The organism is Pseudomonas sp. H3(2019) (assembly GCF_007713465.1).
Classification (GTDB): Bacteria; Pseudomonadota; Gammaproteobacteria; order Pseudomonadales; family Pseudomonadaceae; genus Aquipseudomonas.
In genome coordinates, this window is the sequence record NZ_VMSG01000013.1 from 68744 (window position 1) to 94442 (window position 25699).

The window sequence follows — 25699 nt, forward strand, 5'->3', positions numbered from 1 at the left end:
TTGTGGCATTGGCCGTCTTACCTGCACGATTGTTTTTTATACCTTGAGGAATCATTGATGAAAGCCTGGATCTGTCTGCCATTGATCGCGTTGGTGCTTGCCGGTTGCGCAGGAAAATCTGCTTACCGCGACAGTTGCGGTAGTCAACTGGACGCCGCCTGGCAGGAGCTGGACATCGCCAAGGCCGAAGGTTTCGCGGGTACCGTGAGTTACTCCAAGGCGCTTTCGCTGCTGACCGGGGCCAAGACCCAGCAGCAGTTCGAGGCCTACGAGGGCTGCACTAAAAAAGCCGAGAAAGCACGCTTCTATATTCGCGAATCCCGCGCAGGGCGTTGAATTCACAATGATCTGACGCAATGTCGGCACCCGGTTTTACCGCCAGCATGAGCGTGAACTTGCGATCTGATGCTGCTTGTCGACTTGGGAGAGAGCGATGTCTGCGTTGGTGAATCGGTTGGTGGCCAAGGTGGTGGGGCTGGAAGTGCGTTTGCTGGCCTGCCAGGCGCGCTTGAGCGCCAGTACCGACGCGGAAGCGCTGCATGACTTGCGCACGACGGTTCGCCGTCTGCGCAGTCTGCTGCGACCATTGCGCGGTTTGCCCGGTGTCGAACAGCTCGAAGCGGCAGCGGCGGGTGTCGGAGGCCTGACCACGCCGCTGCGCGACCGTGAAGTGCTGGCGGCGTACTTGCTGGCACACGGTCAAGCGGACGCGGCCAAGCGCCGGATGGTGCAAATGGCACAGGCCTATCCTGCCGTGGCCGACAGCCCGGAACTGGCGCAACTGTTGATGATTCTCGACGCTTTTCCGCGTTTTTTGCGCGCTTCCCAGCGTCAAGGCTTGCTCAAGGGCTTGCGTGCGCGCATCGAGAAACGCCTGGCCAAACAATGGAAAGCGCTGGATGTGGCCCTGCATGATCCCGCGCATGACCGCCATCGCCTGCGTCTGTTGATCAAACGCGTGCGCTATGCGATTGAAGCCTACCCGGAACTGGATCGCTTGCCCGAAGCGGCCATGCCACGCCTCAAGTCGGCACAGGAAGCGCTCGGCAACTGGCACGATTGCTGGCAATGGTTGGCCCGTGCCGAGCACGAGCCTGACTTGCTGCCTTGCGTGGCCGTCTGGCGAACCACCATGACCAAGGCTGAAGGTCGCGCCGATCGGGTGCTCGACAAACTCATATCGGCTTGCTTCAAACCCTGACGCGGATTGCCTTCCATCGCCGATGGCGGCCTATCTGTCAGCGTCTTTGGCCGGAATAGGTGCTGTACAGGCGCTGCTGGCTGGTTAAGATCCTTCGATCCTTTCCCAGCCTTGAGGTTTCCATGCTTTTTTCCGATTTGCTCGACGCCGTGCGCCGTTCGCCGCATGAGCTGTCTATTCCGGCGGAATGGGCCCAGGGTCGCGCCAGTTTCGGCGGTCTGGTCGCCGCTTTACAGTACGAAGCCATGCGCGCGAAAGTCCCGGCGGATCGCCCGGTGCGTTCATTGGCGATCACCTTTGTCGGCCCGGCCGAGCCCGGTGTCCCCATCAGTTTTGAAGTGGATGTGCTGCGCGAAGGCAAGGCGGTCAGCCAGGTGCTGGGACGAGCCGTGCAGAACGGTCAGGTGGTGACCCTGGTTCAGGGCAGCTTTGGCGCTTCCCGACCTTCCGAAGTCGAAGTGGTGGCTGCGCCCGCGCCCGAAATGAAACACTGGGACGATTGCCAGGAACTGCCCTATATCAATGGTGTTACACCCGAGTTCATGCGCCATTTGGCAATGCGTTGGAGTGTCGGCGGTTTGCCGTTCACCGGTAATAAATCCCGGGAGATGGGCGGCTGGGTTCGCTTGCGTGGCGACGTCAAGGAAGAGCCAGTCACTGAGGCGCACATTCTGGCGCTGGTGGATGCCTGGCCTCCGGCATTGTTGCCGCACCTGAAAAAACCGGCAGCGGGCAGCACCCTGACCTGGACCATCGAATTCGTTCAGCCGTTGCAGGCGTTGAGCACGCTGGACTGGTGCAAATATCGTGTGGAAATCGAACATGCCCGTGACGGTTACGGCCACGCCGCCGCTGCGCTCTGGAGTGCCGAAGGGCAGTTGATTGCGCTGAGCCGGCAGACGGTGACTATTTTCGCGTGAGACCTTTAGCGGTGATGGCGTTTGCGCCAGGCGCGCCACCAGCCGCCGCTGAGGACAAACCGTGGGAATGTCAGGAATTGCTCGACCAGCAAGCGCGACACCGCATCTTTGCGATCACTGAACGGTTCGGAGGCTTGCGCCTCCAGGCTGTGACCGTGGCGTTGCAAGCCAAGCGCGGCGAGCAGACCGACGACCCCGATGGCCACGTTCAGAACACTCAAGCTGAATACCCCGGAAACGATCAGCAGAAACGCCACGATGAACAGCGGCACGGCAATCAGGTGCAACACCAGATTGGTCGGGTGCTGGTGGTTTTGCGGGTATGCACGCCATTGCCATGCGGGAAGGTTGGGGTGACGTTTGCCCATGTGGGTAATCCTCGATCCGTGTTGAACACATGGTTGAAGGATAGGTGGGACAATGGCAGGCGGCGAATCAAGGTTGGCTATCAGCGCGATAGTGTCATGGCCAACATTGATATTGACGGGCCCTCAAAGCTTCAATTGCCCGATCGCCTTGCTTAACTCGCCAGCCAGCGTCGCCAGCTCATTGCTGGTGGTGGCCGAATCCACGGTCTGCTGCACGGTATTCACGGTGACGTCACGGATGCTCACCACTGCGCGGTTCATCTCTTCCGCCACCTGGCTCTGCTGTTCCGCCGCCACGGCAATCTGCGTGTTGCTTTCGCGCATCTGCGCCACTGCGCCGGTGATCTCTGCCAGTGCGGCGCCAGCTTCTTGAGCCTGCTGCACACAATCGTCGGCCTTGAACGAGCTTTCCTGCATGAAGTCCACCGCATCCCGTGTACCGGCTTGCAGCGCCGAGATCATGCTGGTGATTTCATCAGTAGAAGTCTGGACACGCTTGGCCAGATTGCGCACCTCATCGGCGACCACCGCAAAGCCCCGGCCCATTTCCCCGGCGCGCGCGGCTTCGATGGCGGCGTTCAGGGCCAGCAGGTTGGTTTGCTCGGCGATACTGTGAATTACACTGACCACGCCGTTGATTTTCTGGCTGTCTTCGGCGAGACGCTGAATCATCTCGGCGGTTTGCTGCACCCCGGAGGACAGTCCGGCGATGGACTGTTGTACCCTGCTGACCACTTCCTGGCCACTGCCGGCGAGGGTGTCGGCGGTTTGCGAGAGGTCGCGAGTGGCGCCGGCATGCTGGGCGATGTGATAGACCGTGGCCGACATCTCATTGATGGCGGTGGCGGCCTGATCGGTTTCGCTTTGTTGGCCGAGCATGCCGTGGCGTACGTCGTTCATGCTGGCGGCCAGGCGCGCCGCGCCGACATCCAGTTGGCGGGCTGTATTGGCCACGGTGTTGACCACGCGCTGGTAGCCGGCCTGCATGGCATTAAACGCGCTGGCCATCTGCCCCACTTCATCGGTGCAAGACAGCGGCACGCGAGCGGACAGGTCGCCGGTTTTTTCGACGTGGAGCATCACATCCTTGAGGGTGTTGAGCTGGGCGAGGAGAAAACGGATTAACAGTTGCGAGGCGCCAAGCATCGCCAGCATCAGGATGAATACGGCGGCCGCGTAGTTGGCGAATCGTTCGCCGAACACCTGGCTCAAGCTCGGGCCATAGGCCAGGACGGCGATCTGCTCGCCGTTGGCGCATGATAGCACCTCGGCACCGATCAACGGATTCTCGCCAAACAGTGGCATGTCATTGATTTCGACCCAGCCGTTGGCGTTGTTCAACTCGGGCAATGGCTGTTGGTTCAGCAGGGGAATCTGGCCTTTGCTGAAGCTCAGAAAATGCTCGGCTTCAGGCAAGGCTTGGCCGACCGGCCAGCCACTGATCAGCCGCGCTTGAGCGACAGCCGATTGCTGTGAGGCCTGGCTGCGCGCTTGTTGCTCCAGTTGCACGGCATACAGCACCAGCAGCAGGGTGGTGACGAAGGCGACCGCGTTGACCGCCCAGAATTTGTATTTCAGCGAAATGTTGCTAAGCCAGGCACCCATGGAGGTCTTCTCTGATAGCGGAAACAGTATTGGCAAGGTGCCAGTATTGTGCCGCTACTCAGCGAAGGGCTTTTTGATGTGGATCAATGATGATCCAGGTGTGGCGGGTTCAATCAACCGACGGCAACCCGAAAAACGCTCGCGCACATGCGGTGCTATGAGCGGCTACGTCTTCCAGGCTTTCGCCACGATGCAAGGCCACTTCTCGCAGCACTTCGGTCAGATACGCCGGTTCATTGCGCCCGTTCTTGGGCTTGGGGCGCAGGCTGCGGGGCAACAGGTACGGTGCGTCGCTTTCGAGCATCAAGCGCCCATGCGGGATCTCGCGGACCAACGGGTGCAGGTGAGTGCCGCGGCGTTCGTCACAGATCCAGCCGGTGATGCCGATATGCAGGTCGAGGTCCAGGTAGCTGAACAGCGCCCGCTTCTCACCGGTAAAGCAATGCACCACGGCGGCCGGTAGCTGGTCGCGGTAGTCGCGCAGGATTTCCAGCAAGCGCTGGCTGGCGTCGCGTTCATGGAGGAATACCGGCAGTTGCAGTTCGACGGCCATTGCCAGATGCTCTTCGAGCACTTTTTCCTGTTGCGGACGCGGTGAGAAGTCCCGATTGAAATCCAGCCCGCATTCGCCGACCGCCCGCACGTTTGGCTCTTTGAGCAAACTGCGCAAGCGCTGAGCGCTGTCGGCATTCCAGTCACTGGCCGAATGCGGGTGGATGCCGGCGGTAGAGAACAACCGCTGCCCGGTTTCGTCCAGTCGCTGGCACAGCTCCAGGGCCTGTTCGCTGCCCTCGACGCTGGTGCCGGTCAGCACCAATTGGCAGACGCCAGCGGCATAGGCGCGGTCGAGCACTGCCTGGTGTTTGTCGGCGAAACTGGGGTTGGTCAGGTTGACGCCGATATCGATGAGTTGCATGGTGTGACCTTAGGGTCTGTTGACGTTTGGTGGCGAACCGCGTTGCCGTGCTAACGTGCGCGAGGCAAGGCGCGGGATGCCGCTAATGGTTGTTCCCTTGGCAAATCCCGCAACGCAGCCTCGCGCACGTTAGCACGGCAACCCGAAGGGACGGAGCCCATTGGGTGCAGGGCTGCGTTGCTCGGAACTTATTTGGAACAACCAAATCACGTTCCTCGCGCCTTGCCCTGCACCCAATGGGCATCCGTCGCGGTCGTCACCAAACGTCAACAGACCCTAGGCCTGAGGCCGGAAAGCATACCAGAGCTGTAGATTTATAATAAAAACCAAGAACTACAAAGAGTTAAAGCTGTCTTTTGATGCCGGAAGAGAGCTTCGACGAGCCAGTTGGCCGTCGCGGCTGCACTCTTTCGCACTCTGTCAGCGCTCCAGGCGCTCTGTTTCTGTCGACCCACTGCTCGAAAATTCGAGACGTTGGACAGTATTCTTTCCGGAGAACGGATGACACGACTCCAGGTTTTGCTAGTGCTGTGCTTGTCGATGCTGCTGCCGATGCCGGCCGTTGCGCGGTTGGCGGGTCCCTTGGAAGCCGTTCAGTCGGGCAAGGTCCGCGATCTGGCGGAAATTCGCGGCAGTCGCGTGCTGCGAGTACTGGTCAATCAGAGCCGCAACAGCTCCGGCGAGGTCCAGGGCCAGACCATTGGCGTTGAATACCATCGCCTGCGAGCCTTCGAACAGTACCTCAATGGCCATGCCCGTGACGGCCAGGAAATCTCCCTCAAGATCATCCCCAAAGCCAAGGATCAATTGCTCGGCGCATTGCAGCGCGGCGAGGGTGACCTGGTAGCACCGGGAGAGTTGCTCGAAGCGCAGTCCGCACACGCGGTGAGTGCCAGCGAGCCGATTGGCGGTAACGTGCCGTTGCTGCTGGTGGGGATCAAGGGCGAGCGCCGCTATACCCGTCTTGAACAACTTTCCGGCAAAATCCTGGCGCTGCCCGCCGGTAGCGCGGCCGGTGAGGCGATCAACCAGATCAATCAGAAGCTGGCGCTGCACAAACTGCCACCGGTCAAGGTCGAGTGGGTCGACCCGAGCCTGGCGGTCGAAGACGTGCTGGAGATGGTGCAGGGCGGGATTTTCCACCTGACCATCGTCGAGCAACCGATTGCCGAGCGCTGGGGCAAGATCCTGCCCAAGCTGCGTTTCGATCGGCAGGTGGTCATCAGCGAGCCGGGCAAGGAGTACTGGTTCGTCCGTCGTGACGCATCGATGTTGCGAGCGAGCATCGATCGCTTCCTGCAAACCTATAAAACCCCGTCCGATGAGGATGTGGCTTTCCTGCGTATTTACCGACGCCTGTATCAGGTTCACTACCCGCTGGACCGCGCCGACCGCCAACGTCTTGAGAAGCTGCGCCCGGTCCTGCAAAAACACGCCCGTGAGCAGGGCATGGACTGGTTGAACCTGGCGGCGCTGGCGTTCAAGGAATCGGCGCTGGAGCCAGACACCCGCAGCGGCGGTGGCCCGACCGGGCTGATGCAGATTACCCCGTCGGCGGCGCAACGGGTCGGGGTCAATAACATTCAGTCCGTGGACAGCAATGTACAGGCCGGGGCCAAGTACCTGGCGCTGATCCGTCGCAAGTTTTTCGCCAGCCCCAAGCTCAATGAGCGTGAGCGCATGGCTTTCGTTCTGGCGGCCTACAACATCGGGCCGGAACGTGTTCAGGGGATGCGTGCCGAGGCCCGGCGCCGCGGCTTGAACCCCAATCAGTGGTTTTTCCAGGTCGAGCGCATTGCCATGGAGCAGGTGGGAATGGGTCCTGTCAGCTATGTTAATAGTGTGAATAAATACTTTTTGGCATATGACCGGGAACGGGAGTCGTTGGAGCCTCAAGGGCAGAAAGTTGCCTCACGCAAATGATCGACTAAACTGATTGTTATGGCGGGTTTTTTGCGCTTTTAACATTATGTTTACTGATTAATATAGCGGTCAACCAACACACACTCACAATGGATGACATAGCATGAGCACTCTGATCAACAAGGTACTGTCCACCCGCGCTGGCTACGGCCTGACCGTTCTGCGGATCTTCGTCGGCGTCATCTTCGCTGCCCATGGCTCACAGAAACTCTTTGGTATGTTCGGCGGTTATGGCATTGCCGGCACCGCGCAGTACATGGAAAGCATCGGCCTGGCGCCGGGTCACCTGATGGCGATCCTGGCCGGTGGTACCGAGTTCTTCGCCGGTCTGGCACTGATCATCGGTCTGCTGGTACGCCCGGCAGCGCTGGGGCTGACCTTTCTCTCGCTGGTCGCGATTTTCTCGGTGCACATCCACAACGGTCTGTTTTTGGCCAACAACGGTTATGAATTCGCCCTGGCCTTGCTCGGCGGTAGCATCGCCGTACTGATCGAAGGCGCCGGCAAGCTGTCGGCAGATCGCGCCATCACCGGCTGACCGCTCTGACTCAACGAAAAGACCCGCATTGTGCGCAATGCGGGTCTTTTTTTTTGTTGCGCGAGATTCTTGACACTGTCCTGTCGGCTTCTCTAGGATGTTTGCCATGCGCCGATTTAAACAGCTACTTGCGGGGCGCCAGGTAACTCATCCAGTTACCGATAGAAGCTTGAAACAGGCTTCGAAATACCGCTAAAGCGCTGGTTCGGTGTTGCCTCTCACCTGCCATGCAGACTTTTGAGGCAGAGACACGACACGATGAATGCACTACGCCCTCCAGTACGTCCCGCGCCGATCACGGCTCACCCGACTCAACGCAGCCCAAAAATCCTCCTTGGCGGTAATCATCAGCCGACGCTGTTGCGTTATCTGGATGGCTGGCCACGTCGCACCGGCGGCCCGGCAGCGTTCCTGATCCAGTTTGTCGAAGACGGCGAATCGCTGGCGCGTTTTGCCAGCGACAGCTTCGATCTGGCGGTGATCCAGTCGCCCTGCGCCGAAGACGCGGCCGAAGTGATCAAGCAGCTGACGCGTGTTGCGCGCCAAGGGTTGATTGCCCGCCGCTGAAGCTCAGCCTAGGGATAGTCGATTGCGACGATGTACACGAATTGCTCGCCGGTAGGTGTCTGCACCTGGACTTCGGCATCCAGTGCTTTGCCGATCAAGGCCCGCGCCAGCGGTGAGTCGATGCTGATCAGGCCTAGTTTGAGATCAAGTTCATCCGGGCCGACGATGCGATAGCGCGACTCTTTGCCGTGTTCATCTTCGATGGTCACCCAGGCCCCGAAGTAGACCTTGTTGGGGTCACTGGGTTTTTCGCTGACGACCTTGAGCGCTTCCAGCCGCTTGGTGAGGAACCGCACGCGGCTGTCGATCTCGCGCAGCATCTTTTTGCCGTAGGTGTACTCGGCGTTTTCAGAACGGTCGCCCTGCGCAGCAGCCTCGCTGACGGATTGGGTCACCTGGGGGCGGCGTACATGCCAGAGCTCATGAAACTCGGCACGCATCCGCGCTTCGCCCTCGGGCGTGATGAGGGCGGTGCCAGCGGTGCGAGGAGGGCGATAGCGGCTCATTGCAGTTTCTTTTGGTCAGGAGGCATCAAGTTTATCAACCCTCGCGCAAGACTGTCAGTGGGCTGGCATTCAGCGCCCGGCGAGTACCGAACACGCCCGCACCGCCGATCAGCAATGCGCCAATCACCGGGAGCCACAGCAGCCACGGATGCGGATGCCAGGCCAGATCGAACGCATAGCGGTAAAGCACCAGGCTTACCAGTTCCGAGCCAAGCGCTGCGAGTAAACCGCTGACCGCACCGAGCAAGCCGAACTCGATCCGCCGCGCCTTGACCAGCAACTGCCGTTCGGCGCCCAGCGCACGCAGCAGCGCACCTTGGCGAATGCGCTCATCGAGCGTCGCCTGCAAGCCGGAAAACAGCACCGCCATACCGGCCGCCAGCACGAACAACAACACGTACTCGACCGCCAGGGTGACTTGCTCAAGGATACTGCGCAACTGCGCCAGCAAGGCCTCGACCTGCAGAATGGTCACCGCCGGGAACGCTCGTGACAGGTCGATGATCTGTTGGTCGTGACCGGCCGCCAGGTAAAAACTGGTCAGGTAAGTAGCCGGCAGGTCTTTCAAGGTGCCGGGCTGGAAGATCATGAAGAAGTTCGGCTGGAAGTTGTCCCAGTTGATCTTGCGCAAGCTGGTGACCTGCGCCTCGCGGTTGACCCCGCCGACGGTGAAAATCAGATGATCGCCGAGCTTGAGCTTCAGGCTCTCGGCCACTTTGCCTTCCACTGACACACCGGGTACATCGTCTGTCGGCTGCTTGGACCACCAGCTACCGGCCGTGATGCTGTTGCCAGCGGGCAGGTCGGCGGCCCAGGTCAGGCTCAGATCACGCTGGATGGCGCGATCACCTTCGGTGTCCTTGCTGACGATGCCCTGCACCGGTTCGCCGTTGATGCTGATCAGCCGTCCCGGCACCACCGGATACAGTGGCGCGGATTGAGCAGAGAGTTCGATCAGGCGATCAGTGAAGGCCTGTTTGTCGGCGGGCAAAATATTCAGTGCGAAGTAGTTGGGGGCGTTTTTAGGCAACTGGTTTTGCCAGGTGTCCAGCAATTCACCGCGCAGCAGGGCAATCAAGGCCATCGACAACAGAATCAAACCGAAGGCCAGCGATTGTCCCGCCGCCGCCAATGGGTGACGCAGCAATTGTCCCAGACCCAGCCGCCACGGCAAGGACGCACGGGCCAGCAGGCGCCGCAGGCTGTTGAGCAGCAGCAGCAACAGGCCGCCGAGGACCAGTGCCGCGATGACGCCGCCACCGAGCAGGGCGAAGGTCAGCAGCAGGTCCAGGCTCAAGCGCCACATGATCAGACCCAAGGCTGCCAGTGCGGTGCCGTAAACCATCCAGGTGCTGGAAGGGATCGGCAGTATGTCGCGGCGCAGTACCCGCAGCGGTGGTACGCGACCCAGTGCCGCCAGTGGTGGCAAGGCGAATCCGGCAAGTGCGACCAGTCCGGTGCCGATCCCGGCGGCGGCCGGCAGCAGCCCGCCGTGTGGTACATCGCTGGGCAGCAATTCACCCAGCAAGGCGAACAACCCCAACTGCGCGAGCCAGCCGAGGAGGGCGCCGCTGAGGCTGGCCAGCAGGCCGAGCGCGGTCAGTTGTACGCTGAACAGCAGCAGGGTTTCCCGACGCGATAAACCCAGGCAGCGCAGCAGCGCGCTGGCGTCGAAGCGGCGGGTGGCGAATCGGGTTGCCGAGAGCGCCACGGCAACGCCGGACAACAGCACGGCGACCAGGCTGGCCATGTTCAAGTAGCGTTCGGCTTTGCCCAGGGCTCCACCGATTTGCCGGTTGCCGTCGCGAGCGTCCTGCAGGCGCTGGTTGGCCGCAAGCCCCGGTTTGATCAACTCCCGATAGGTTTCCAGGGCCGACGCGCTGCCGCGCCAGAGTTCGTGGTAACTGACCCGGCTGCCGGGCTGGACCACGCCGGTGGCGGCCAGGTCGGCGAGATTGATCATTACCCTGGGCGTGAGGCTGTAGAAGTTGCCGGCACGGTCCGGTTCATAGGTCAGCACGCGGGTCAGGTGCAGGGTTTTCATGCCGACGTCGATGGTGTCACCGACCTTCAGGTTCAGTGCCGTCAGCAGGCGTGCCTCGGCCCAGGCTTCGCCGGGATTCGGACTTCCTCCGGCCTCTTCGGGAGCGAACGGCGCTGGCGCACTTTTAAGCTGGCCGCGTAGCGGATAGATCCCATCCACAGCTTTGATGCTCGACAGCTGAATGCCGTTGTCGGTGGCGATGACACTGGAAAACTCCACTACTTGAGCGTGTTGCAGCCCCAGCTCCTTGCCGGATTGTATTTGTTCCGGGCGGGCGGGCGAGCTGCCTTCCAGCAGCATATCCGCACCCAGAAACTCGGTGGCGCGCAGCAGCATGGCGCCGTTCAGGCGGGCACCGAAATAACCGATGGCGGTACTCGCCGCCACGGCGACCAGCAGGGCGAAGAACAACACCCGAAGCTCTCCGGCGCGGGCATCGCGCAGCAATTGGCGAATGGCGAGGCTGAACAGGCGTAACAGCGGCAAACGTGCCATCAAGGCTCCAGAGGGTCGACGACCAACAGGCCGGCTTCAAGGCGGATCAGGCGGTGGCAGCGGTGTGCCAGGCGTTCGTCGTGGGTAACCAGGACCAGGGTCGTGCCGCTTTCTTTATTGAGTTCGAAGAGCAGGTCGCTGATGTGCTCACCGGTATGCGTGTCGAGATTGCCGGTAGGTTCATCGGCAAACAGTACATCGGGTTCGGCAGCAAATGCCCGGGCGATCGCCACTCGCTGTTGTTCTCCACCGGAAAGCTGGCGTGGCGAATGGCTTAGACGTTGACCCAGGCCGACGCGGCGCAACAGTTCGGTGGCGCGTTCGCGGGCGTCTTTGCGGCCGTCCAGCTCGAGCGGCAACATGACGTTTTCCAGGGCGTTGAGGCTGTCGAGCAACTGGAATGACTGGAACACGAAGCCGACATGCTCGGCGCGTATCCGCGCTCGCTGGTCTTCATCCAGATTGCTCAGGGCTTGTCCGGCAAGGGTGACTTCGCCGCGGCTGGGCAGGTCGAGACCGGCCAGCAGGCCGAGCAGGGTGGATTTGCCGGAACCGGAACTGCCGACGATGGCCAGGCTGTCGCCCTTGTTCAGTTCCAGGTTGAGTTCGTGCAGGATGGTCAGTTCACCTTCCGCGCTGGGAACCACTTTGCTAAGGTTCCGCGCAGTGAGAATGCTTGCGCCCATGGAGAGTCCGATGCGTGTGTGGTTTTTGAGTGCTGGCCTGGCCTTGATGTGCATGGCCCAGAACGCAGCGGCGGGTACAGTCCTGATCGTTGGCGATAGTATCAGCGCAGCTTTCGGCCTGGATACCCGGCAAGGGTGGGTGTCGTTGCTCGAACAGCGGCTCAAGCACGAAGGTTTCACCGAGACGGTGGTCAATGCGTCCATCAGTGGCGACACCAGTGCCGGCGGCCAGGCACGCCTGCCGGCGCTGCTTGTGGAGCATAAACCTGAGGTGGTGATTCTCGAGTTGGGAGGCAACGACGGGTTGCGTGGATTGCTGCCAACGCAATTGCAACAAAATCTTGCGTCGATGATCGACAACGCCAGGGCCAGCGGTGCCAGGGTGCTGCTGCTCGGTATGCAATTGCCACCCAATTATGGGGTGCGCTACACCGAGGCTTTCGCGAAGGTCTACAGCGATCTGGCCGAGGAGAAAAAAGTCCCGCTGGTGCCGTTTTTTCTTCAGGGAATCGCCGGCAATCCCGAGCTGATGCAGGCCGATGGCATTCACCCGGCGGTCGCGGCGCAGGGCAAGTTGCTGGAAAATGTCTGGCCTACGCTAAAACCGCTGTTATGACGCTTTTCTAGCGGCAGTCTTTCGGCTAATGTGGCGCCCCCCTGATTTGGAGCCCCCGATGCCGCGTCCTGCCTGGTCCCTGTTTGCCTACCAACTGATCGAGCCTGACGAACAGCTGGATCTGTTCGCCTGCCAGGAAGTCCGGGTGCATCTGGTGACGCGTCAACTGGAGTTGGGCGGCTCGGCCGACCGTACCCTGTGCGGCACTTTGCTGCCGGCACAACCGCGCTGGTCGAGCGTCGACCGGACGGTGTTTCAGGACCAGCGACTGTGCTCGCTGTGCCGGGCGATTCTGGAGTCGCAGAAGCGCGGTACCTCGCCGATCTGGCCTGAGCTGCGCTTCGAGCTGTAAAGCCCCCAAAGGGTAGTCCATCGGCCCGGCTCCCCGAATTCGGGGGCTTCGGTGTACAATCTTGCCCCCATACCCTCTGTTGATCATACGAAGGATGTTCCGGATGTTGCCGCGCTTTCCTGCCGTCACCCGCTACTTGTCTCTTGCCGCCTTGTGTGTAGCGGGTCCCGTTGCAGCATTGGAGCTGCCTTTACCGCCGCCGGGCGAAGATATCGTCGGCCAGGTGCAAACAGTCAAAGCCAAGTACGAAGACACCTTCGCTGACCTGGGCACTACCTACGATCTGGGCTACCTGGAAATGGTCGCCGCCAACCCGGGCGTCGATCCGTGGTTGCCGGGTGCCGGTACCGAAGTCGTATTGCCAACGCGCTTCATCCTGCCACCAGGCCCGCGTGAAGGCATCGTGATCAACCTGGCCGAGTATCGCCTCTACTACTACCCGAAAGGCCGGAACGTGGTGTACACCTTCCCGCTGGGTATCGGTCGTGAAGGCTGGGGCTCGCCAATCGCTCACACCAGCATCACTGCCAAAACACCGAACCCGACCTGGACCCCTCCAGCCTCGATCAAGGCTGAACACGCCGCCGATGGCGATCCACTGCCAAACGTCGTGCCAGCCGGTCCGGACAACCCTCTGGGGCCGTTCAAGTTCACATTGGGCACACCGGGCTACCTGATTCACGGTTCGAACAAGAAGTTCGGCATCGGCATGCGTACCAGCCATGGCTGCTTCCGCATGTTCAACAACAATGTGCTGGAAATGGCCGGCATGGTGCCGGTGGGAACGTCGGTGCGGATCCTCAACGACCCGTACAAGTTCGGCATGAGTGGCGGCAAGGTTTACCTGGAAGCGCATACGCCACTGGACGACAATGGCAGCCCGTCGGTGGTCGACAAGCACACGGCTGTGATCAACGCGATGCTCAAGCGTGAGGACATCACCAACAACCTGCGCATGAACTGGGATGTGGTGCGCGACGTGGTCGCTGCTGAAGATGGCCTGCCGGTGGAAATCGCTGTACCGAATACCTCCGCGCCTGTGGCGTCGGCTGTACCGCTCGACCTGCAGTAAGCGTTTCAAACGACCTGCCGGGGCCTCACAGCATCGGCGGGTTTTTTATTGCCCTCGGCAAAATCGGGGGCAATAAAAAAGCCGACCCAAAAAATGGATCGGCTTGATAACAATCCCGAGGGACTATTACTTGCGGCTAGCTTTGTCCAGCATGCGCAGAGCACGCTCGTTAGCTTCGTCAGCAGTCTGTTGTGCTTTTTGAGCAGCAGCCAGAGCTTCATCAGCTTTACGGTAGGCTTCGTCTGCACGAGCCTGGGAGCGAGCTGCTGCGTCTTCAGTAGCAGTCAGACGTGCTTCGGTTTCTTTCGATACGCTGCTGCAACCGGTAGCCAGAACTGCGGCCAGAGCCAGAGCAGAGAATTTCAGAACGTTGTTCATCGTGTTCCCCTTCAAGGACTTTCTATTAAGTAGCTGTCTCCTCAGAGTGAGGAAATAGCCGGCGTACATACTACCCATTACTTGTAGTAAGTAAACTGACGTAGCGCAAGAAGCAAAAAAAATTGTAGGCGCGGAATCTTTTTCGAGCAACTTTTAATCGCACTGTATAAAAATTACTCAGCTGGGAAGCCCGTCCTGAGCGACCTGCTGGTATAGCTGACTGACGTATACGGCTGTTTCACGCTCTAGAGCCAAAGTCGCTCTATATCGATTCGTCTACACTTTTGTTCAGAATTTGCGGAGCGGCTCACGCCTCTTTGTGCATGTAGAGGTGACTTTAACAAGCCCGGCTCGTCTTAAGTCTCAACATCCGGCAATGTTCAGGCTATCGACCAGGGGAGATGTTCGGTCGAGCCGCTGCTACGTGCCCTGCGCTGAATCGGCGCAATCGACGTGATGACAAGTGCGCCTTGAGCATTTCAGCTTTTAGTGCCTACTATTCGAAATGTGTCCGGTTGCGCGAGATGGGTGCAGTTCTTCTCGGTGTCCAAACAGACACGGGGTGGCGTAGAGGTTCCTTCGCCGGGAAAACATCGGTAAGGTAGGGGTCAGTTCAAGACCCGCGAGGAGTAGTGATGAGCGAGGCGTTGTCCATCCACCATGACCAGGCTGGTCATCAGTTCGAGACCAATGTGGACGGTCATCGTGCCTACCTGACCTATATGGATCTGGGAAAACAGACCTTGGATATCTATCGTACTTTCGTGCCCAACGCGCTGCGTGGTCGCGGTATTGCGGCGGCGTTGACCGAACAGGCGCTGCAGTACGCTGAGGAAATGGGCTACACAGTCATTCCGTCATGCTCCTACGTGGAGCGCTACATGGAACGTCACCAGCGGCACGCGGCCAAGCTCTGATCAGGATCATCGAATAAAAAAAACGCCGGGCTTAGCCCGGCGTTTTTGTGTGCGCTGAATACGCTCAGGTGCGCTGACGTTTCGGCAGCACATCCTTGAGCTTGGCGTGCATGCTGCGCAAGGTGTTTTCGGTGGCTGTCCAATCGATGCAGGCATCGGTGATCGACACGCCGTATTGCAACTCGGCGAGGTCTTTCGGAATCGCCTGGCAACCCCAGTTCAAATGGCTTTCGACCATCAGGCCGATGATCGACTGGTTGCCTTCGAGGATCTGGTTGGCCACGTTCTCCATCACCAGCGGTTGCAGCGCCGGGTCCTTGTTAGAGTTGGCGTGGCTGCAGTCGACCATGATGTTCGGCTTGATCTTCGCCTTGTTCAGCGCTTGTTCGCAGAGCGCGACACTGACTGAATCGTAGTTCGGTTTGCCGTTGCCACCGCGCAGCACCACGTGACCGTAGGCATTGCCTTTGGTGGTGACGATCGACACGCCACCTTCCTGGTTGATCCCCAGGAAGCGGTGCGGGCTGGAAACCGATTGCAGGGCGTTGATGGCAACCGTCAGGCCACCGTCGGTGCCGTTCTTGAAGCCGACAGCCGAGGAAAGGCCCGAAGCCATTTCACGGTGCGTCTGGGATTCGGTGGTGCGCGCACCAATCGCCGACCAGCTGATCAGGTCCTGCAAGTACTGTGGCGAGATCGGATCAAGGGCTTCGGTTGCCGTCGGCAGACCCATCTCGGCCAGGTCCAGCAGCAACTGACGACCGATGTGCAAACCGTCCTGAATCTTGAACGAGTCATCCAGGTACGGGTCGTTGATCAGGCCTTTCCAGCCAACGGTGGTACGTGGTTTTTCGAAATAGACCCGCATGACCAGATACAGGGTATCGGACACTTCAGCGGCGAGTACCTTGAGGCGCTCGGCATATTCGTGTGCAGCCTTGATGTCGTGGATCGAGCAAGGCCCGATAACGACGAACAGGCGGTGGTCGGTGCCATCCAGGATATTGCGAATCACTTCGCGGCCCTTGGTCACGGTGCGCAGGGCAGCATCGCTCAGAGGGATATCACGCTTGAGCTGGTCAGGAGTGATCAGCGTCTCGTTGGAGGCGACGTTTAGGTCATTGATCGGTAAATCAGCCATCGTGTTACTCGTCAGGTCACGGGTGCCGGCCGCCAGCGATCCCCGCGCGGCGGAGCACAGCATGATTTAAGCGCAGCGGGGAGCCGAACCTTAGCGCGTTACGCGGTGGCTCGACAATGGGCGGCGCGGGTTTAATCCAGCGTTGGTTGTGCAAAAGCCTGGTGAACAGTCTCGTGGGAGTACTCGGTGGCATGCTGGTCGACCCATTTCAGGGCCAGCGCTTCGACGCCCTGTTGTTCGGCCTGGGGCTTTTGCTGACGGCAATAACGTTCAATCTGGCAGACCTGCTCGCCCATCCGCGCTTTAAACAGGGTCTGCTCGTCGATGAAGGCAATGCCGACCAGATAACCGTGCTTTCGTCGTAGACACCAGGCCACATAGCCCAGGTAACAGATATTTTCGCTCAGGGTCGGCATTCGCACTTCCAGTGCCGTTCCCTTGCGCCAGGCGCGGTGGTAATTGCAAGCCACGCCTCCGAGACTGATAGTGTGCAGCTCTTGCCGAGAAATACACTGATGCTTGCGCAACGTTAACTCGACAGGCACATCGTCAGGATGAGGAATAAAGCGCCCCATGAACACAGACTCCAAGTGTCGGTCATTCGACAGTGCTTCTCCCAGTATAGTGGTCGAATGCGAGCTGACCGATTTCGATGCCGACCAGCGGCTGTTGGCGATGAGTGGTGTGTCGCTGGTGATTTTTACCAGCGTCGGCTGTGCCAGTTGCCGCTGGGCGCGCCAGCAATTACCGGAACTGGAGCTTGATGTCGATCAGCTGTGCTGGATCGACGCGGGGAACAACGGTGGCGCGGTAGAGCGTTATCAGGTCTTTCATTTGCCCGCACTATTTGTCGTGCGCGATGGCGAGTTTTATGGGGCGCTACAGTCGCGCCTGGCCCGCATCGAACTGAATGCTGCGCTGGGGCAGGCGCTGAGTCGAAATCCAGAGGAGTTGCCATGACGGGCTCAGCAGTTGAAAAGCCGAGAATCGGCATTATTGGCACCGGGGCGATCGGTGGTTTTTACGGCGTGATGCTGGCGCGGGCCGGATTCGATGTGCACTTTCTGTTGCGCAGCGAGTTTTCAGCGGTCGCCGAGCGCGGCCTGCAACTCAACAGCGCGCCCTATGGCGCGTTGACCTTGAATCCGGTTCAGGCTTATTCGTCGGCCGACGATATGCCGCTGTGCGACTGGTTGCTGGTCGGTGCGAAAACCACCAGCAACGTCGAACTGGCACCGGCGATCATCAAGGCGGCGGCGCCGGGGGCGAAGGTCCTGCTGTTGCAAAATGGCCTGGATGTCGAAGACAGCCTGCGCGATCTGTTGCCCGACTCACTGCACTTGTTGGGTGGGTTGTGCTTTATCTGCGTGCATCGTTCGGGGCCGGGAGTGATCGAACATCAGGCGCTCGGTGCGGTAAACGTGGGTTATCACAGTGGGCCGGCGCTTCATGACGAGACGGCGCGTCAGGCGATTGTCGAGCAAGGGGCAGGATTGTTTCGTACCGCCGGTCTTGAATCGCAGGCGATGAGCAACCTTCAGCAGGCGCGCTGGCAAAAACTGGTCTGGAATGTTCCTTACAACGGTTTATCGGTCTTGCTCGGCGCGAGCACGACACCGCTGATGGCTGACGACAGCAGCCGTGAACTGATTCAGGCATTGATGGCTGAAGTGGTGAAGGGCGCACTTGCCTGTGGCCATAGCATGCCGCCGGGGTATGCCGAGCACCTGTTCAAGGTCACCGAAAAAATGCCCGACTACTGGCCGAGCATGTACCACGACTACCAGCATAAACGGCCGCTGGAACTGGCAGCGATTTATGCGCGGCCATTGGCCGCAGCCAAGGCCGCCGGTTGCGGGTTACCGAAAATAGAGGCCTTGTATCAGGCCCTGAGTTTTGTCGATCGGCATAACGGTTAAGTCGTTTCACCTGGGGGAGCAGCATGGCAAAAGGGATAGGCGACAAATTGGTGCTGGCGATTTCTTCGCGGGCGCTGTTCGATCTGAGCGAAAGCCACAAGGTCTATCTGGCGAGCGGCGTCGAAGCTTATCGGCAGTATCAGATCGAGCACGAAGACGAAATCCTCGAGCCGGGTGATGCGTTCCCTCTGGTGCAAAAACTGTTGAACCTCAATACCAGCCTCGGTCGGGCGCGGGTCGAGGTGGTGCTCGTGTCGCGTAATAGCGCAGACACCGGATTGCGAGTCTTCAACTCGATTCACCATTACGGCTTGACGATTTCCCGCGCGGCGTTTGTCGGCGGGCGCAGTCCGTATCCGTACCTGAAGGCCTTCGGCTGCGATCTGTTTCTCTCCACTCATGCCGATGATGTGCGCAGTGCGCTCGACGCCGGTTTCGCCGCGGCGACGATTCTGTCGGGTGGTGCGAGCCGCGCCGCCAACGAAGAGTTGCGCATTGCCTTCGACGGCGACGCTGTGTTGTTTTCCGATGAGTCGGAGCGGGTTTATCAGTCGGGTGGCCTAGAGGCCTTTCAGGCCAACGAACGCGAAGCCGCTCGCGAGCCGTTGCGCGGAGGGCCCTTCAAAGGCTTTCTGGCAGCGCTCAATTTATTGCAGCGCGAGTTTCCTGATGACAGCTGTCCGATCCGTACTGCACTGGTGACCGCGCGTTCGGCGCCGGCTCACGAGCGGGTAATCCGCACCTTGCGCGAGTGGGATATTCGACTCGACGAGTCGCTGTTTCTCGGTGGCCTGCCCAAGTCTGCATTTCTCGAAGCCTTCGCCGCCGACGTATTTTTCGACGACCAGGCAGGCCACTGCGAGTTGGCCCGTGAGGTAGTCGCCACCGGGCACGTCCCTCACGGAATCAGCAATGAACTGAAGGTTTAAGCCCAACGTTCAATGCCTTGCGCAGAACGTCGTATCGCTGTGGCGCTGCTAAGCTGAATTAATCGCCGCCATCTTTGCATTCGAGGAGATCAAATGATCCATTCGATGCTGTATGCCACTGACCTCGGCCTGTACGCACCCTTTGTGATGCAGCATGCATTGGCATTGGCACGAACATTCAAAGCCGATCTGTACGTGGTACACGCCGTTGAGCCCATGGGGCTTTTTGCCGAATCGGTGTTGCAGAGCTATCTCGATGAGCAAGCCTTGAATGAATTTCACAGCCAGGGTTTGAACACGGTGATGGCCAATATCGAGCAGCGGGTATTTGACAGTTTCCGCGAAGAGTTGGGGGAGGGGCAGCAGGACCTGGAGCTGATTCAATCGGTCAGAGTATTTCAGGGTGACCCGTCGCAGGTCATTCTTGATCAGGCACAGAAACTCTCGGTGGATTTGTTGATCCTAGGAAGTCACAGCCATGGGGCCGGTGGAGAAACACCGTTGGGACGGACTGCTGCGCGTGTACTGCAATTGTCGCAGGTGCCGGTTTACCTGGTGCCATTGTTGCAGCGTCGGCGTCACGGCGATATTTAAGGCGAGAATGCTGGCCTTTTGATGAAAAAGTTCTAGATTTATTCTTCAAACCATTAATATAGTTATATACCGTCGCTGATGCCCGTGGCGTCTATCTGCTTTGAGGGATTCATATGAAGCTTCAACAATTGCGCTACATCTGGGAAGTGGCGCACCACGACCTCAACGTTTCCGCTACTGCTCAAAGCCTGTACACCTCGCAGCCGGGCATCAGCAAGCAGATCCGTCTGCTGGAAGACGAGTTGGGTGTCGAGGTTTTCGCGCGTAGCGGCAAACACCTGACCCGAGTGACCCCGGCCGGTGAGCGAATCATCACCACGGCTGGCGAAATTTTGCGCAAGGTCGAAAGCATCAAGCAGATCGCTCAGGAGTTCTCCAACGAGAAGAAAGGCACCCTGTCGATTGCAACCACCCACACCCAGGCGCGTTATGCACTGCCACCGGTGATCAGCAATTTCATCAAACAATACCCGGACGTTGCCCTGCACATGCACCAGGGGTCGCCGATGCAGATCGCCGAAATGGCCGCTGACGGCACCGTGGATTTTGCCATCGCCACTGAAGCGCTGGAGCTGTTCGGTGACCTGGTGATGATGCCGTGCTACCGCTGGAACCGTTGCGTTGTCGTGCCGCAAGGTCACCCGCTGACCAAGCTGCCGAAGCTGACCCTCGAAGCCCTGGCTGAATACCCGATCGTGACATATGTGTTCGGTTTCACCGGTCGTTCGAAACTCGACGAAGCCTTCAGCCATCGCGGCCTGACCCCGAAAGTGGTGTTCACCGCCGCCGACGCCGACGTGATCAAGACTTACGTTCGCTTGGGGCTGGGGGTCGGTATCGTGGCGAAAATGGCCGTCGACACCAAACTCGACAACGACCTGGTGGTGCTCGACGCCAGCGAACTGTTCGAATCCAGCGTGACCAAAATCGGTTTCCGTCGCGGGACGTTCCTGCGTGGCTTCATGTGCGACTTCATCGAGAAATTCGCCCCGCACCTGACTCGCGAAGTCATGGCCAAAGCCATCCAGTGCCACAACAAGCAGGAACTGGAAGAGCTGTTCGACGGCGTAGAACTACCGGTTCATTGATCTCGCAGGCCACTACACTACCTCGGTGACAGCGAATTGTTGCCGAGTGCCTGCCACCACGATCTCCACCTCATCCCCTTCGAACTTGCCCAGCAAACTTTTGCCCAGCGGTGAGCGCGGGGTGATGACGGTAATCAGTTGCCCCACCAGATCAACCTTCAAGCCGGCCGCATCAGGCGCCAGGAACAGCCACTGTTCGCGTCCCTTTTCGTCTTCCAGGCCTAACAGCGCACCGACTTCAATCCCGCGCTGATCGTCATAAGCGCGCAATGTCAGGTTCTGGCACAGCGCCAGTGACTGGCGGATTTCCTCCACCCGTTTGGCTTGTCCGGCAGCCAGATAAGACGCTTCCAGTCCCAGGGTGTCGTACTTGTTCTCGGCGATGTTTTCTTCGTGGGTCGCGGTTTCGTAGGCGGTTTGCGCTGCACGCTCGGCGATGTCGAGATCGACTGCAAGCTTTTCCAGGATCAGCTGGTGGACCGTGTGTTTGTTCATGATCAATCGCAGAATTGCTGGACGTTGGCGCGGCTTTTTTCGGTGGGCGCGGTTTGGTCTTGCTGTAGCCAGAACTGGCATTTCGGGTTGGACAGGTTGCGGGTATTGCTGCGTGCCTGATCGAGTGTTTGCTGTTGTGCCTGTTTGCGCAGGTTTTCCTTGTACTGCTCGAACATCGGATTCTCGGGGGCCGGTTCAACCGCTGCAGACTTGGGCTGCGTTATTCGATGCGCCGCGTCGGCAAGCGGGGCGAGTTGTTCACTGAACAGCAGTTTCGACACCAGCCAGCAGGTCAGCGCGATGGCTAAAAATCCCAGCCACAAACCCACCGTAATGCTGGCGATCAGTTGCAACGGACTGAGTGTGATGGACACCGTGCGGCGAACGTGTGGACGGTAGGGCATGACTGCCTCCTGGCGAGGGTGGTGGGCTGCTGCGATTGTCGCATGAAGATTAATCGGCGTCGGCTCTTCTGCGCGCAACGATTTATGCGGACAATTGAGGTCTTTGCCCCACGGAGCCCGGAATGAAAGTCGACTGGGATATTTTCTGCACGGTTGTCGACAACTACGGCGACATCGGCGTGACCTGGCGCCTGGCCAGGCAGTTAGTGGCCGAGCATCACTGCGCGGTACGGCTGTGGGTCGATGACCTGCGGGCGTTCGAACGCTTGTGCCCGGAACTCGACATCACTGCTGCCCGGCAGTGGCAGCAAGGCGTCGAGGTCTGCCATTGGCCGGCCGACTGGGCGCCGACAGAGGCCGCCGATGTGGTGATCGCGGCGTTCGCCTGTCAGTTGCCGCATGCCTATATGGAGGCAATGGCCGCGCGCGAAAAGGCTCCGCTGTGGATGAATCTCGATTATTTGAGTGCCGAAGACTGGATCGTCGGCTGCCATGGCTTGCCGTCGGTGAAGTACAAACAGGTGCAGAAGTACTTCTTCTTTCCGGGGTTTCAGGCCGGTACTGGCGGCTTGCTGCGTGAGCGCGGGCTGCTTGAGCGACGCGAGCAGTTTCAGCACAGTACTGAGGCGCAGCGCGAATTCCTGCAAGGGCTGGGCGTCGATCGCGCCGACGGTGCACACCTGATTTCGTTATTTGCCTACGAGAATGCCGGATTGGCCGATTGGCTGGACGTCATGGCGAGCGACGTTCATGCCACTCATCTGCTGGTGCCCGAGGGCCGGATCCTCGGCGACGTCGAGCGCTGGCTGGGCGTTGAAGGGCTTGGTGTCGGCGCATTACAGGTGCGCGGTGCGTTGACCGTGCAGGTGTTGCCGTTCGTCCGACAGGATCAATACGACCTGCTGCTGTGGAGTTGTGATTTCAACGCGGTGCGTGGGGAGGACTCGTTCGTCCGTGCGCAATGGGCGGCCCGGCCAATGCTGTGGCATATTTATCAACAGGAAGAAGATGTCCACCTGGACAAACTCGAAGCCTTTCTGACGGTTTACACCGCAGGCCTTTCACCGGCGGCAAAAGCCGCGCTCGTCGGGTTATGGCGAGCCTGGAACACCGGTGCTGGAATGGCTCAGGCATGGGTTGCGGCGCAGGAACACTGGCCAGAACTGCAAAAACACGCCCAGGCATGGTGTCTGGAACAGGCTTTGCAGGCCGATCTTGCTTCGGCGCTGGTGCAGTTTTACCTAAATTGGATATGATACGCGGCCTAGATTTTTGTAAATCCCATCCAAATTCGGATATTCGCAATGAAAACTGGTAAAGAACTGAAACCCGGTACGGTGATCCGTCTCGAAAACGACCCTTGGCTGGTTCAGAAAGCTGAATTCACCAAGTCCGGTCGTAACAGCGCGATCATGAAGACCAAGCTGAAAAACCTGCTGACCGGTTACAAGACCGAGATCGTTTACAGCGCTGACGACAAACTGGACGACGTAATCCTCGACCGCAAAGAAGCGACCCTGTCGTTCATCAGCGGCGACACCTACACGTTCATGGACACCACTGACTACACCATGTACGAGCTGAACGCCGAAGACATCGAAGCTGTTCTGCCTTTCGTTGAAGAAGGCATGACCGATGTTTGCGAAGCGATCTTCTTCGAAGAGCGTCTGGTTTCCGTAGAGCTGCCGACCACTATCGTGCGTGTAGTCGACTACACCGAAGGTTCCGCTCGTGGCGACACTTCCGGCAAGGTCATGAAGCCTGCCAAGCTGAGCAACGGTACTGAGCTGCAAGTTGCTGACTTCATCGAAATCGGTGACCGAATCGAGATCGATACCCGCGAAGGCGGTTCTTACAAAGGCCGCGCTAAATAAGCGTCGTTTTTGCAGGAAAGAAAAAGCCCGACCATCGAGTCGGGCTTTTTTGTGCGCGTCTATCGGGTATGAGCACTCAGACAGTGACGTGCAGGTCGATGTCCAGGCCGAAACCGCCTGAATACTGCGCGTTTCCCTGTGTGTGCCGACTGCGTAGGATGCGAGGCCTGATATGAGGGGGAGTCGTCAGTGATTGAGTTAGTAATGTATCTGGTACTCGGCGCTGCGCTGGGCACTGTAGGCGGTGTGTTCGGAATTGGCGGTGGTTTGATCGCGATTCCCGCGTTGGGCGTGTTGTTCGGTCTGGATCAGCAAATTGCCCAGGGCACGGCGTTGGTCATGGTGGTGCCCAACGTGATGCTGGCGCTGTGGCGCTATCACCAGCGCAATCGCATCGAACTGCGCCACGCGTTGCCATTGGCCTCGATGGGTTTCTGCTTTGCCTGGATCGGCTCGATCTGGGCGGTGGGCATTGATGCGCAGGTGATGCGCATCGGTTTCGTGGCGTTCCTGATCGCCTTGTCGGCCTACAACCTGCTGCGCATGTTCATGGCCACTGCGCCGGCTGCCTCGCAGATGCGTTACTCGTGGCCTTGGCTGGGGGTGTTGGGCGCTGCATCGGGGACCATGGGCGGGTTGTTCGGCGTGGGTGGTGCGGTGGTGGCGACACCGGTGCTCACCAGCCTGTTCGGCACCACGCAAGTGGTGGCTCAAGGGTTGTCATTGGCGCTGGCCTTGCCCAGCACCGGCGTCACGCTGGTGACTTACGCGGTCCATCATCAAGTGAACTGGAGCATCGCACTGCCGATGGCGGTCGGCGGGTTGCTCAGCATCAGCTGGGGCGTGAAGGTCGCCCACGCCATGCCGGAACGTTTGCTGCGCGGGTTGTTCTGCGCCTTTCTGGTGCTCTGCGCGGTGATGCTCGCCTTTAAAGTTTGAAGCCTTCGACAATGTGCTCCGCCAGGCATTCGGTGATCGGCGAAGGGTTGTTCAGGTTGCGCACCAGCATGATGCTGGCTTCGGGCAACAGGGGCAGGCCTTCAGCCTCGCCGAGGATGCGCATGTCCTGAGTGATCAGGCTTTCCAGTTGCGCAGTGACCGCCAGCCCGGCGCTGACCACCGCCATGATCGCCGACAGGCTCGAGCTGTTGTAGGCAATCCGGTACTCGCGCCCGGAAGCGTCCAGCGCATTGCAGGCCCAAAGCCTGCAAAAACAATCACTGTTGAACATCGCCAGAGGCAGCGGCGTCTGCTCGTTGGGGCTGAAGCACTGCGCCTGCGCCCAGACAAAGCGTTCCTTGCGCAGCAACTGGCCGATCTCGCTGCCGGGTTCACGCGTGACGATCGACAGGTCCAGGTCCTGACGCAGCAGTAGCTGCCTCGATGAGTCGCAATGGACTTCGATCTGGATCAGCGGATAGGCCTGGGCAAAGCGCGAGAGAATGCCCGGCAAGAAGCGCATGACATAGTCATCCGGGGTGCCGATGCGCACCGTGCCGACCGTGCGCGGCTCACGCAGGGTGTTGAAGACTTCGTTGTGGAGTTTCAGGATCCGTCGGGCATAACTCAACAGCACCTGGCCCTCGGCGGTCAGCTTCACCTGGCGACCGTCGCGCTGAAACAACTGGCGTTGCAGTACGTCTTCTTCCAGCCGCTTCATCTGCATGCTCACCGCCGATTGCGTGCGATTGACCAACTCGCCAGCGCGGGTGAAACCACCTTGGTCGGCAATGGCAACGAAGGTGCGCAGGATATCCGTATCGATACTCGGGTAGTGGCTCAATTCATCAATCTCCGAGATGTGTTGCATAAGAAACATTCGTTGGATTGACCTTAGCGCCGGCGCGAGACTTCAGTTATCTACATGGAGGGAAAGATGATGAAAGGTCAAAAAGGATATGTGTTGGTTGGAAAGTTTCATGGGTTTTCTTTCAGCCATTGGCTGGAAAAAATCGTCCGCTGGCAGGAACTCCACCGGGAGCGCGAATTGCTGGGCAGCATGAGTGACGAAACACTCAAGGATATCGGTATCAGCCGTGCCGATGTCGAGCATGAACGTGTCCGGCCATTCTGGGATGACCCGATGCACAAATGAGTACTGAACCGCTACACAAGCAGCTTCAGACTGAGGTAGTTTGCGAGCAGACAAGG

At 59.3% G+C, this 25699-nt stretch carries 31 protein-coding genes; 19 read left to right on the top strand and 12 right to left on the bottom strand.

All coding sequences use genetic code 11. The features are described 5' to 3' along the window. Window positions 1-57 precede the first annotated feature (57 nt). The 3 genes from FPT12_RS14715 to FPT12_RS14725 all read left to right on the top strand — a co-directional run bounded on the left by FPT12_RS14715 (window position 58) and on the right by FPT12_RS14725 (window position 2121). Window positions 58-336: a hypothetical protein gene (locus FPT12_RS14715; protein ID WP_054596327.1), complete on the top strand. Its 279-nt coding sequence runs from the start codon at window positions 58-60 to the stop codon at window positions 334-336. 97 nt (window positions 337-433) lie between these two features. Continuing rightward, window positions 434-1201: a CHAD domain-containing protein gene (locus FPT12_RS14720; protein WP_145016983.1), complete on the top strand. Its 768-nt coding sequence runs from the start codon at window positions 434-436 to the stop codon at window positions 1199-1201. Window positions 1202-1323: 122 nt separating this feature from the next. After that, window positions 1324-2121: an acyl-CoA thioesterase II gene (locus FPT12_RS14725; RefSeq protein WP_145016985.1), complete on the top strand. Its 798-nt coding sequence runs from the start codon at window positions 1324-1326 to the stop codon at window positions 2119-2121. Window positions 2122-2126: 5 nt separating this feature from the next. On the opposite strand, the gene FPT12_RS14730 is transcribed toward FPT12_RS14725, so the two are convergent. The 3 genes from FPT12_RS14730 to FPT12_RS14740 form a co-directional block, all read right to left on the bottom strand. Continuing rightward, window positions 2127-2489, bottom strand: coding sequence for an Mpo1-like protein (locus FPT12_RS14730; RefSeq protein ID WP_145016987.1), 363 nt, complete (start codon window positions 2487-2489; stop codon window positions 2127-2129). A 123-nt stretch (window positions 2490-2612) separates the two neighbouring features. Beyond that, window positions 2613-4094 (bottom strand): methyl-accepting chemotaxis protein, encoded by a 1482-nt coding sequence (locus FPT12_RS14735; protein ID WP_145016988.1) that lies wholly within the window; start codon window positions 4092-4094, stop codon window positions 2613-2615. A gap of 109 nt (window positions 4095-4203) precedes the next feature. Further along, window positions 4204-5010: a TatD family hydrolase gene (locus tag FPT12_RS14740; RefSeq protein ID WP_145016990.1), complete on the bottom strand. Its 807-nt coding sequence runs from the start codon at window positions 5008-5010 to the stop codon at window positions 4204-4206. A 501-nt stretch (window positions 5011-5511) separates the two neighbouring features. Between FPT12_RS14740 and FPT12_RS14745 the strand changes: the two genes are divergently transcribed. The 3 genes from FPT12_RS14745 to FPT12_RS14755 all read left to right on the top strand — a co-directional run bounded on the left by FPT12_RS14745 (window position 5512) and on the right by FPT12_RS14755 (window position 8038). Next, on the top strand, window positions 5512-6933 hold the full coding sequence (locus FPT12_RS14745; RefSeq protein ID WP_145016992.1) for a transglycosylase SLT domain-containing protein: 1422 nt from the start codon (window positions 5512-5514) through the stop codon (window positions 6931-6933). A gap of 103 nt (window positions 6934-7036) precedes the next feature. Further along, entirely contained in the window at window positions 7037-7471 is a 435-nt protein-coding gene (locus tag FPT12_RS14750; protein ID WP_123427792.1) for a DoxX family protein, read from the top strand. Window positions 7472-7729: 258 nt separating this feature from the next. Then, on the top strand, window positions 7730-8038 hold the full coding sequence (locus tag FPT12_RS14755) for a class I SAM-dependent methyltransferase (RefSeq protein WP_145016993.1): 309 nt from the start codon (window positions 7730-7732) through the stop codon (window positions 8036-8038). An 8-nt stretch (window positions 8039-8046) separates the two neighbouring features. Here FPT12_RS14755 and greB read toward each other — a convergent pair whose 3' ends face one another. Genes greB through FPT12_RS14770 form a run of 3 tightly spaced genes read right to left on the bottom strand, consistent with a single transcriptional unit; the run spans window position 8047 to window position 11769 of the window. Next, window positions 8047-8544, bottom strand: a complete 498-nt coding sequence (gene greB, locus FPT12_RS14760; protein ID WP_054596336.1) for a transcription elongation factor GreB — start codon at window positions 8542-8544, stop codon at window positions 8047-8049. 34 nt (window positions 8545-8578) lie between these two features. After that, complete coding sequence (locus FPT12_RS14765) at window positions 8579-11083, bottom strand: ABC transporter permease (protein WP_145016995.1); 2505 nt, start codon at window positions 11081-11083, stop codon at window positions 8579-8581. Continuing rightward, entirely contained in the window at window positions 11083-11769 is a 687-nt protein-coding gene (locus tag FPT12_RS14770; RefSeq protein ID WP_145016997.1) for an ABC transporter ATP-binding protein, read from the bottom strand. The genes FPT12_RS14765 and FPT12_RS14770 overlap by 1 nt, the downstream gene beginning before the upstream one ends. 10 nt (window positions 11770-11779) lie before the next feature. Between FPT12_RS14770 and FPT12_RS14775 the strand changes: the two genes are divergently transcribed. The 3 genes from FPT12_RS14775 (at window position 11780) to FPT12_RS14785 (ending at window position 13809) form a co-directional block, all read left to right on the top strand. Next, window positions 11780-12385, top strand: coding sequence for an arylesterase (locus FPT12_RS14775; RefSeq protein WP_145016999.1), 606 nt, complete (start codon window positions 11780-11782; stop codon window positions 12383-12385). Window positions 12386-12443: 58 nt separating this feature from the next. Beyond that, window positions 12444-12737 carry a hypothetical protein gene (locus tag FPT12_RS14780; protein WP_019692935.1) on the top strand — a complete coding sequence of 98 codons (294 nt, stop codon included), beginning with the start codon at window positions 12444-12446 and terminating at the stop codon, window positions 12735-12737. A 103-nt stretch (window positions 12738-12840) separates the two neighbouring features. Continuing rightward, window positions 12841-13809 carry a L,D-transpeptidase family protein gene (locus FPT12_RS14785; RefSeq protein WP_145017001.1) on the top strand — a complete coding sequence of 323 codons (969 nt, stop codon included), beginning with the start codon at window positions 12841-12843 and terminating at the stop codon, window positions 13807-13809. A 126-nt stretch (window positions 13810-13935) separates the two neighbouring features. Here FPT12_RS14785 and oprI read toward each other — a convergent pair whose 3' ends face one another. Further along, the gene (oprI, locus tag FPT12_RS14790; RefSeq protein WP_002553018.1) at window positions 13936-14187 is read right to left on the bottom strand and encodes an outer membrane lipoprotei OprI; all 252 of its coding nucleotides are present in this window, start codon (window positions 14185-14187) and stop codon (window positions 13936-13938) included. A 635-nt stretch (window positions 14188-14822) separates the two neighbouring features. On the opposite strand from oprI, the gene FPT12_RS14795 reads away from it, so the two are divergent. Then, on the top strand, window positions 14823-15104 hold the full coding sequence (locus FPT12_RS14795; RefSeq protein WP_019692933.1) for a GNAT family N-acetyltransferase: 282 nt from the start codon (window positions 14823-14825) through the stop codon (window positions 15102-15104). A gap of 64 nt (window positions 15105-15168) precedes the next feature. Here FPT12_RS14795 and FPT12_RS14800 read toward each other — a convergent pair whose 3' ends face one another. Together FPT12_RS14800 and FPT12_RS14805 are read right to left on the bottom strand one after the other, a co-directional pair. After that, complete coding sequence (locus FPT12_RS14800) at window positions 15169-16245, bottom strand: 3-deoxy-7-phosphoheptulonate synthase (RefSeq protein ID WP_054596341.1); 1077 nt, start codon at window positions 16243-16245, stop codon at window positions 15169-15171. 131 nt (window positions 16246-16376) lie between these two features. Then, the gene (locus tag FPT12_RS14805; protein WP_145017003.1) at window positions 16377-16820 is read right to left on the bottom strand and encodes a PilZ domain-containing protein; all 444 of its coding nucleotides are present in this window, start codon (window positions 16818-16820) and stop codon (window positions 16377-16379) included. Between FPT12_RS14805 and FPT12_RS14810 the strand changes: the two genes are divergently transcribed. The 5 genes from FPT12_RS14810 (at window position 16819) to cysB (ending at window position 20775) form a co-directional block, all read left to right on the top strand. After that, window positions 16819-17205: a thioredoxin family protein gene (locus tag FPT12_RS14810; RefSeq protein WP_145017005.1), complete on the top strand. Its 387-nt coding sequence runs from the start codon at window positions 16819-16821 to the stop codon at window positions 17203-17205. The two genes, FPT12_RS14805 and FPT12_RS14810, sit on opposite strands and share 2 nt — an antisense overlap. Then, entirely contained in the window at window positions 17202-18164 is a 963-nt protein-coding gene (locus tag FPT12_RS14815) for a putative 2-dehydropantoate 2-reductase (protein WP_145017007.1), read from the top strand. The genes FPT12_RS14810 and FPT12_RS14815 overlap by 4 nt, the downstream gene beginning before the upstream one ends. A gap of 23 nt (window positions 18165-18187) precedes the next feature. Next, on the top strand, window positions 18188-19093 hold the full coding sequence (locus FPT12_RS14820; RefSeq protein ID WP_145017009.1) for a 5'-nucleotidase: 906 nt from the start codon (window positions 18188-18190) through the stop codon (window positions 19091-19093). 93 nt (window positions 19094-19186) lie between these two features. Next, window positions 19187-19687 (top strand): universal stress protein, encoded by a 501-nt coding sequence (locus tag FPT12_RS14825; protein ID WP_145017011.1) that lies wholly within the window; start codon window positions 19187-19189, stop codon window positions 19685-19687. Between the two features lie 113 nt (window positions 19688-19800). Further along, complete coding sequence (gene cysB, locus FPT12_RS14830) at window positions 19801-20775, top strand: HTH-type transcriptional regulator CysB (protein WP_003183769.1); 975 nt, start codon at window positions 19801-19803, stop codon at window positions 20773-20775. 12 nt (window positions 20776-20787) lie between these two features. Here the strand turns inward: cysB and FPT12_RS14835 are convergent, their stop codons facing one another. Both FPT12_RS14835 and FPT12_RS14840 read right to left on the bottom strand, forming a co-directional pair. Continuing rightward, complete coding sequence (locus FPT12_RS14835) at window positions 20788-21270, bottom strand: GreA/GreB family elongation factor (protein WP_145017013.1); 483 nt, start codon at window positions 21268-21270, stop codon at window positions 20788-20790. A gap of 2 nt (window positions 21271-21272) precedes the next feature. Beyond that, window positions 21273-21674, bottom strand: a complete 402-nt coding sequence (locus tag FPT12_RS14840; RefSeq protein ID WP_145017015.1) for a hypothetical protein — start codon at window positions 21672-21674, stop codon at window positions 21273-21275. A 122-nt stretch (window positions 21675-21796) separates the two neighbouring features. On the opposite strand from FPT12_RS14840, the gene earP reads away from it, so the two are divergent. The 3 genes from earP to FPT12_RS14855 all read left to right on the top strand — a co-directional run bounded on the left by earP (window position 21797) and on the right by FPT12_RS14855 (window position 24487). Continuing rightward, window positions 21797-22930: an elongation factor P maturation arginine rhamnosyltransferase EarP gene (earP, locus tag FPT12_RS14845; RefSeq protein ID WP_145017017.1), complete on the top strand. Its 1134-nt coding sequence runs from the start codon at window positions 21797-21799 to the stop codon at window positions 22928-22930. 48 nt (window positions 22931-22978) lie between these two features. Further along, window positions 22979-23548 carry an elongation factor P gene (locus FPT12_RS14850; protein ID WP_032626910.1) on the top strand — a complete coding sequence of 190 codons (570 nt, stop codon included), beginning with the start codon at window positions 22979-22981 and terminating at the stop codon, window positions 23546-23548. A 204-nt stretch (window positions 23549-23752) separates the two neighbouring features. Beyond that, window positions 23753-24487, top strand: a complete 735-nt coding sequence (locus FPT12_RS14855) for a sulfite exporter TauE/SafE family protein (protein WP_178098775.1) — start codon at window positions 23753-23755, stop codon at window positions 24485-24487. Here FPT12_RS14855 and FPT12_RS14860 read toward each other — a convergent pair. Next, the gene (locus FPT12_RS14860) at window positions 24477-25331 is read right to left on the bottom strand and encodes a LysR substrate-binding domain-containing protein (RefSeq protein WP_178098773.1); all 855 of its coding nucleotides are present in this window, start codon (window positions 25329-25331) and stop codon (window positions 24477-24479) included. The two genes, FPT12_RS14855 and FPT12_RS14860, sit on opposite strands and share 11 nt — an antisense overlap. A gap of 96 nt (window positions 25332-25427) precedes the next feature. Here FPT12_RS14860 and FPT12_RS14865 point away from each other — a divergent pair, with 96 nt between their 5' ends. After that, entirely contained in the window at window positions 25428-25643 is a 216-nt protein-coding gene (locus FPT12_RS14865; RefSeq protein WP_145017153.1) for a DUF1127 domain-containing protein, read from the top strand. Window positions 25644-25699: the final 56 nt, after the last annotated feature.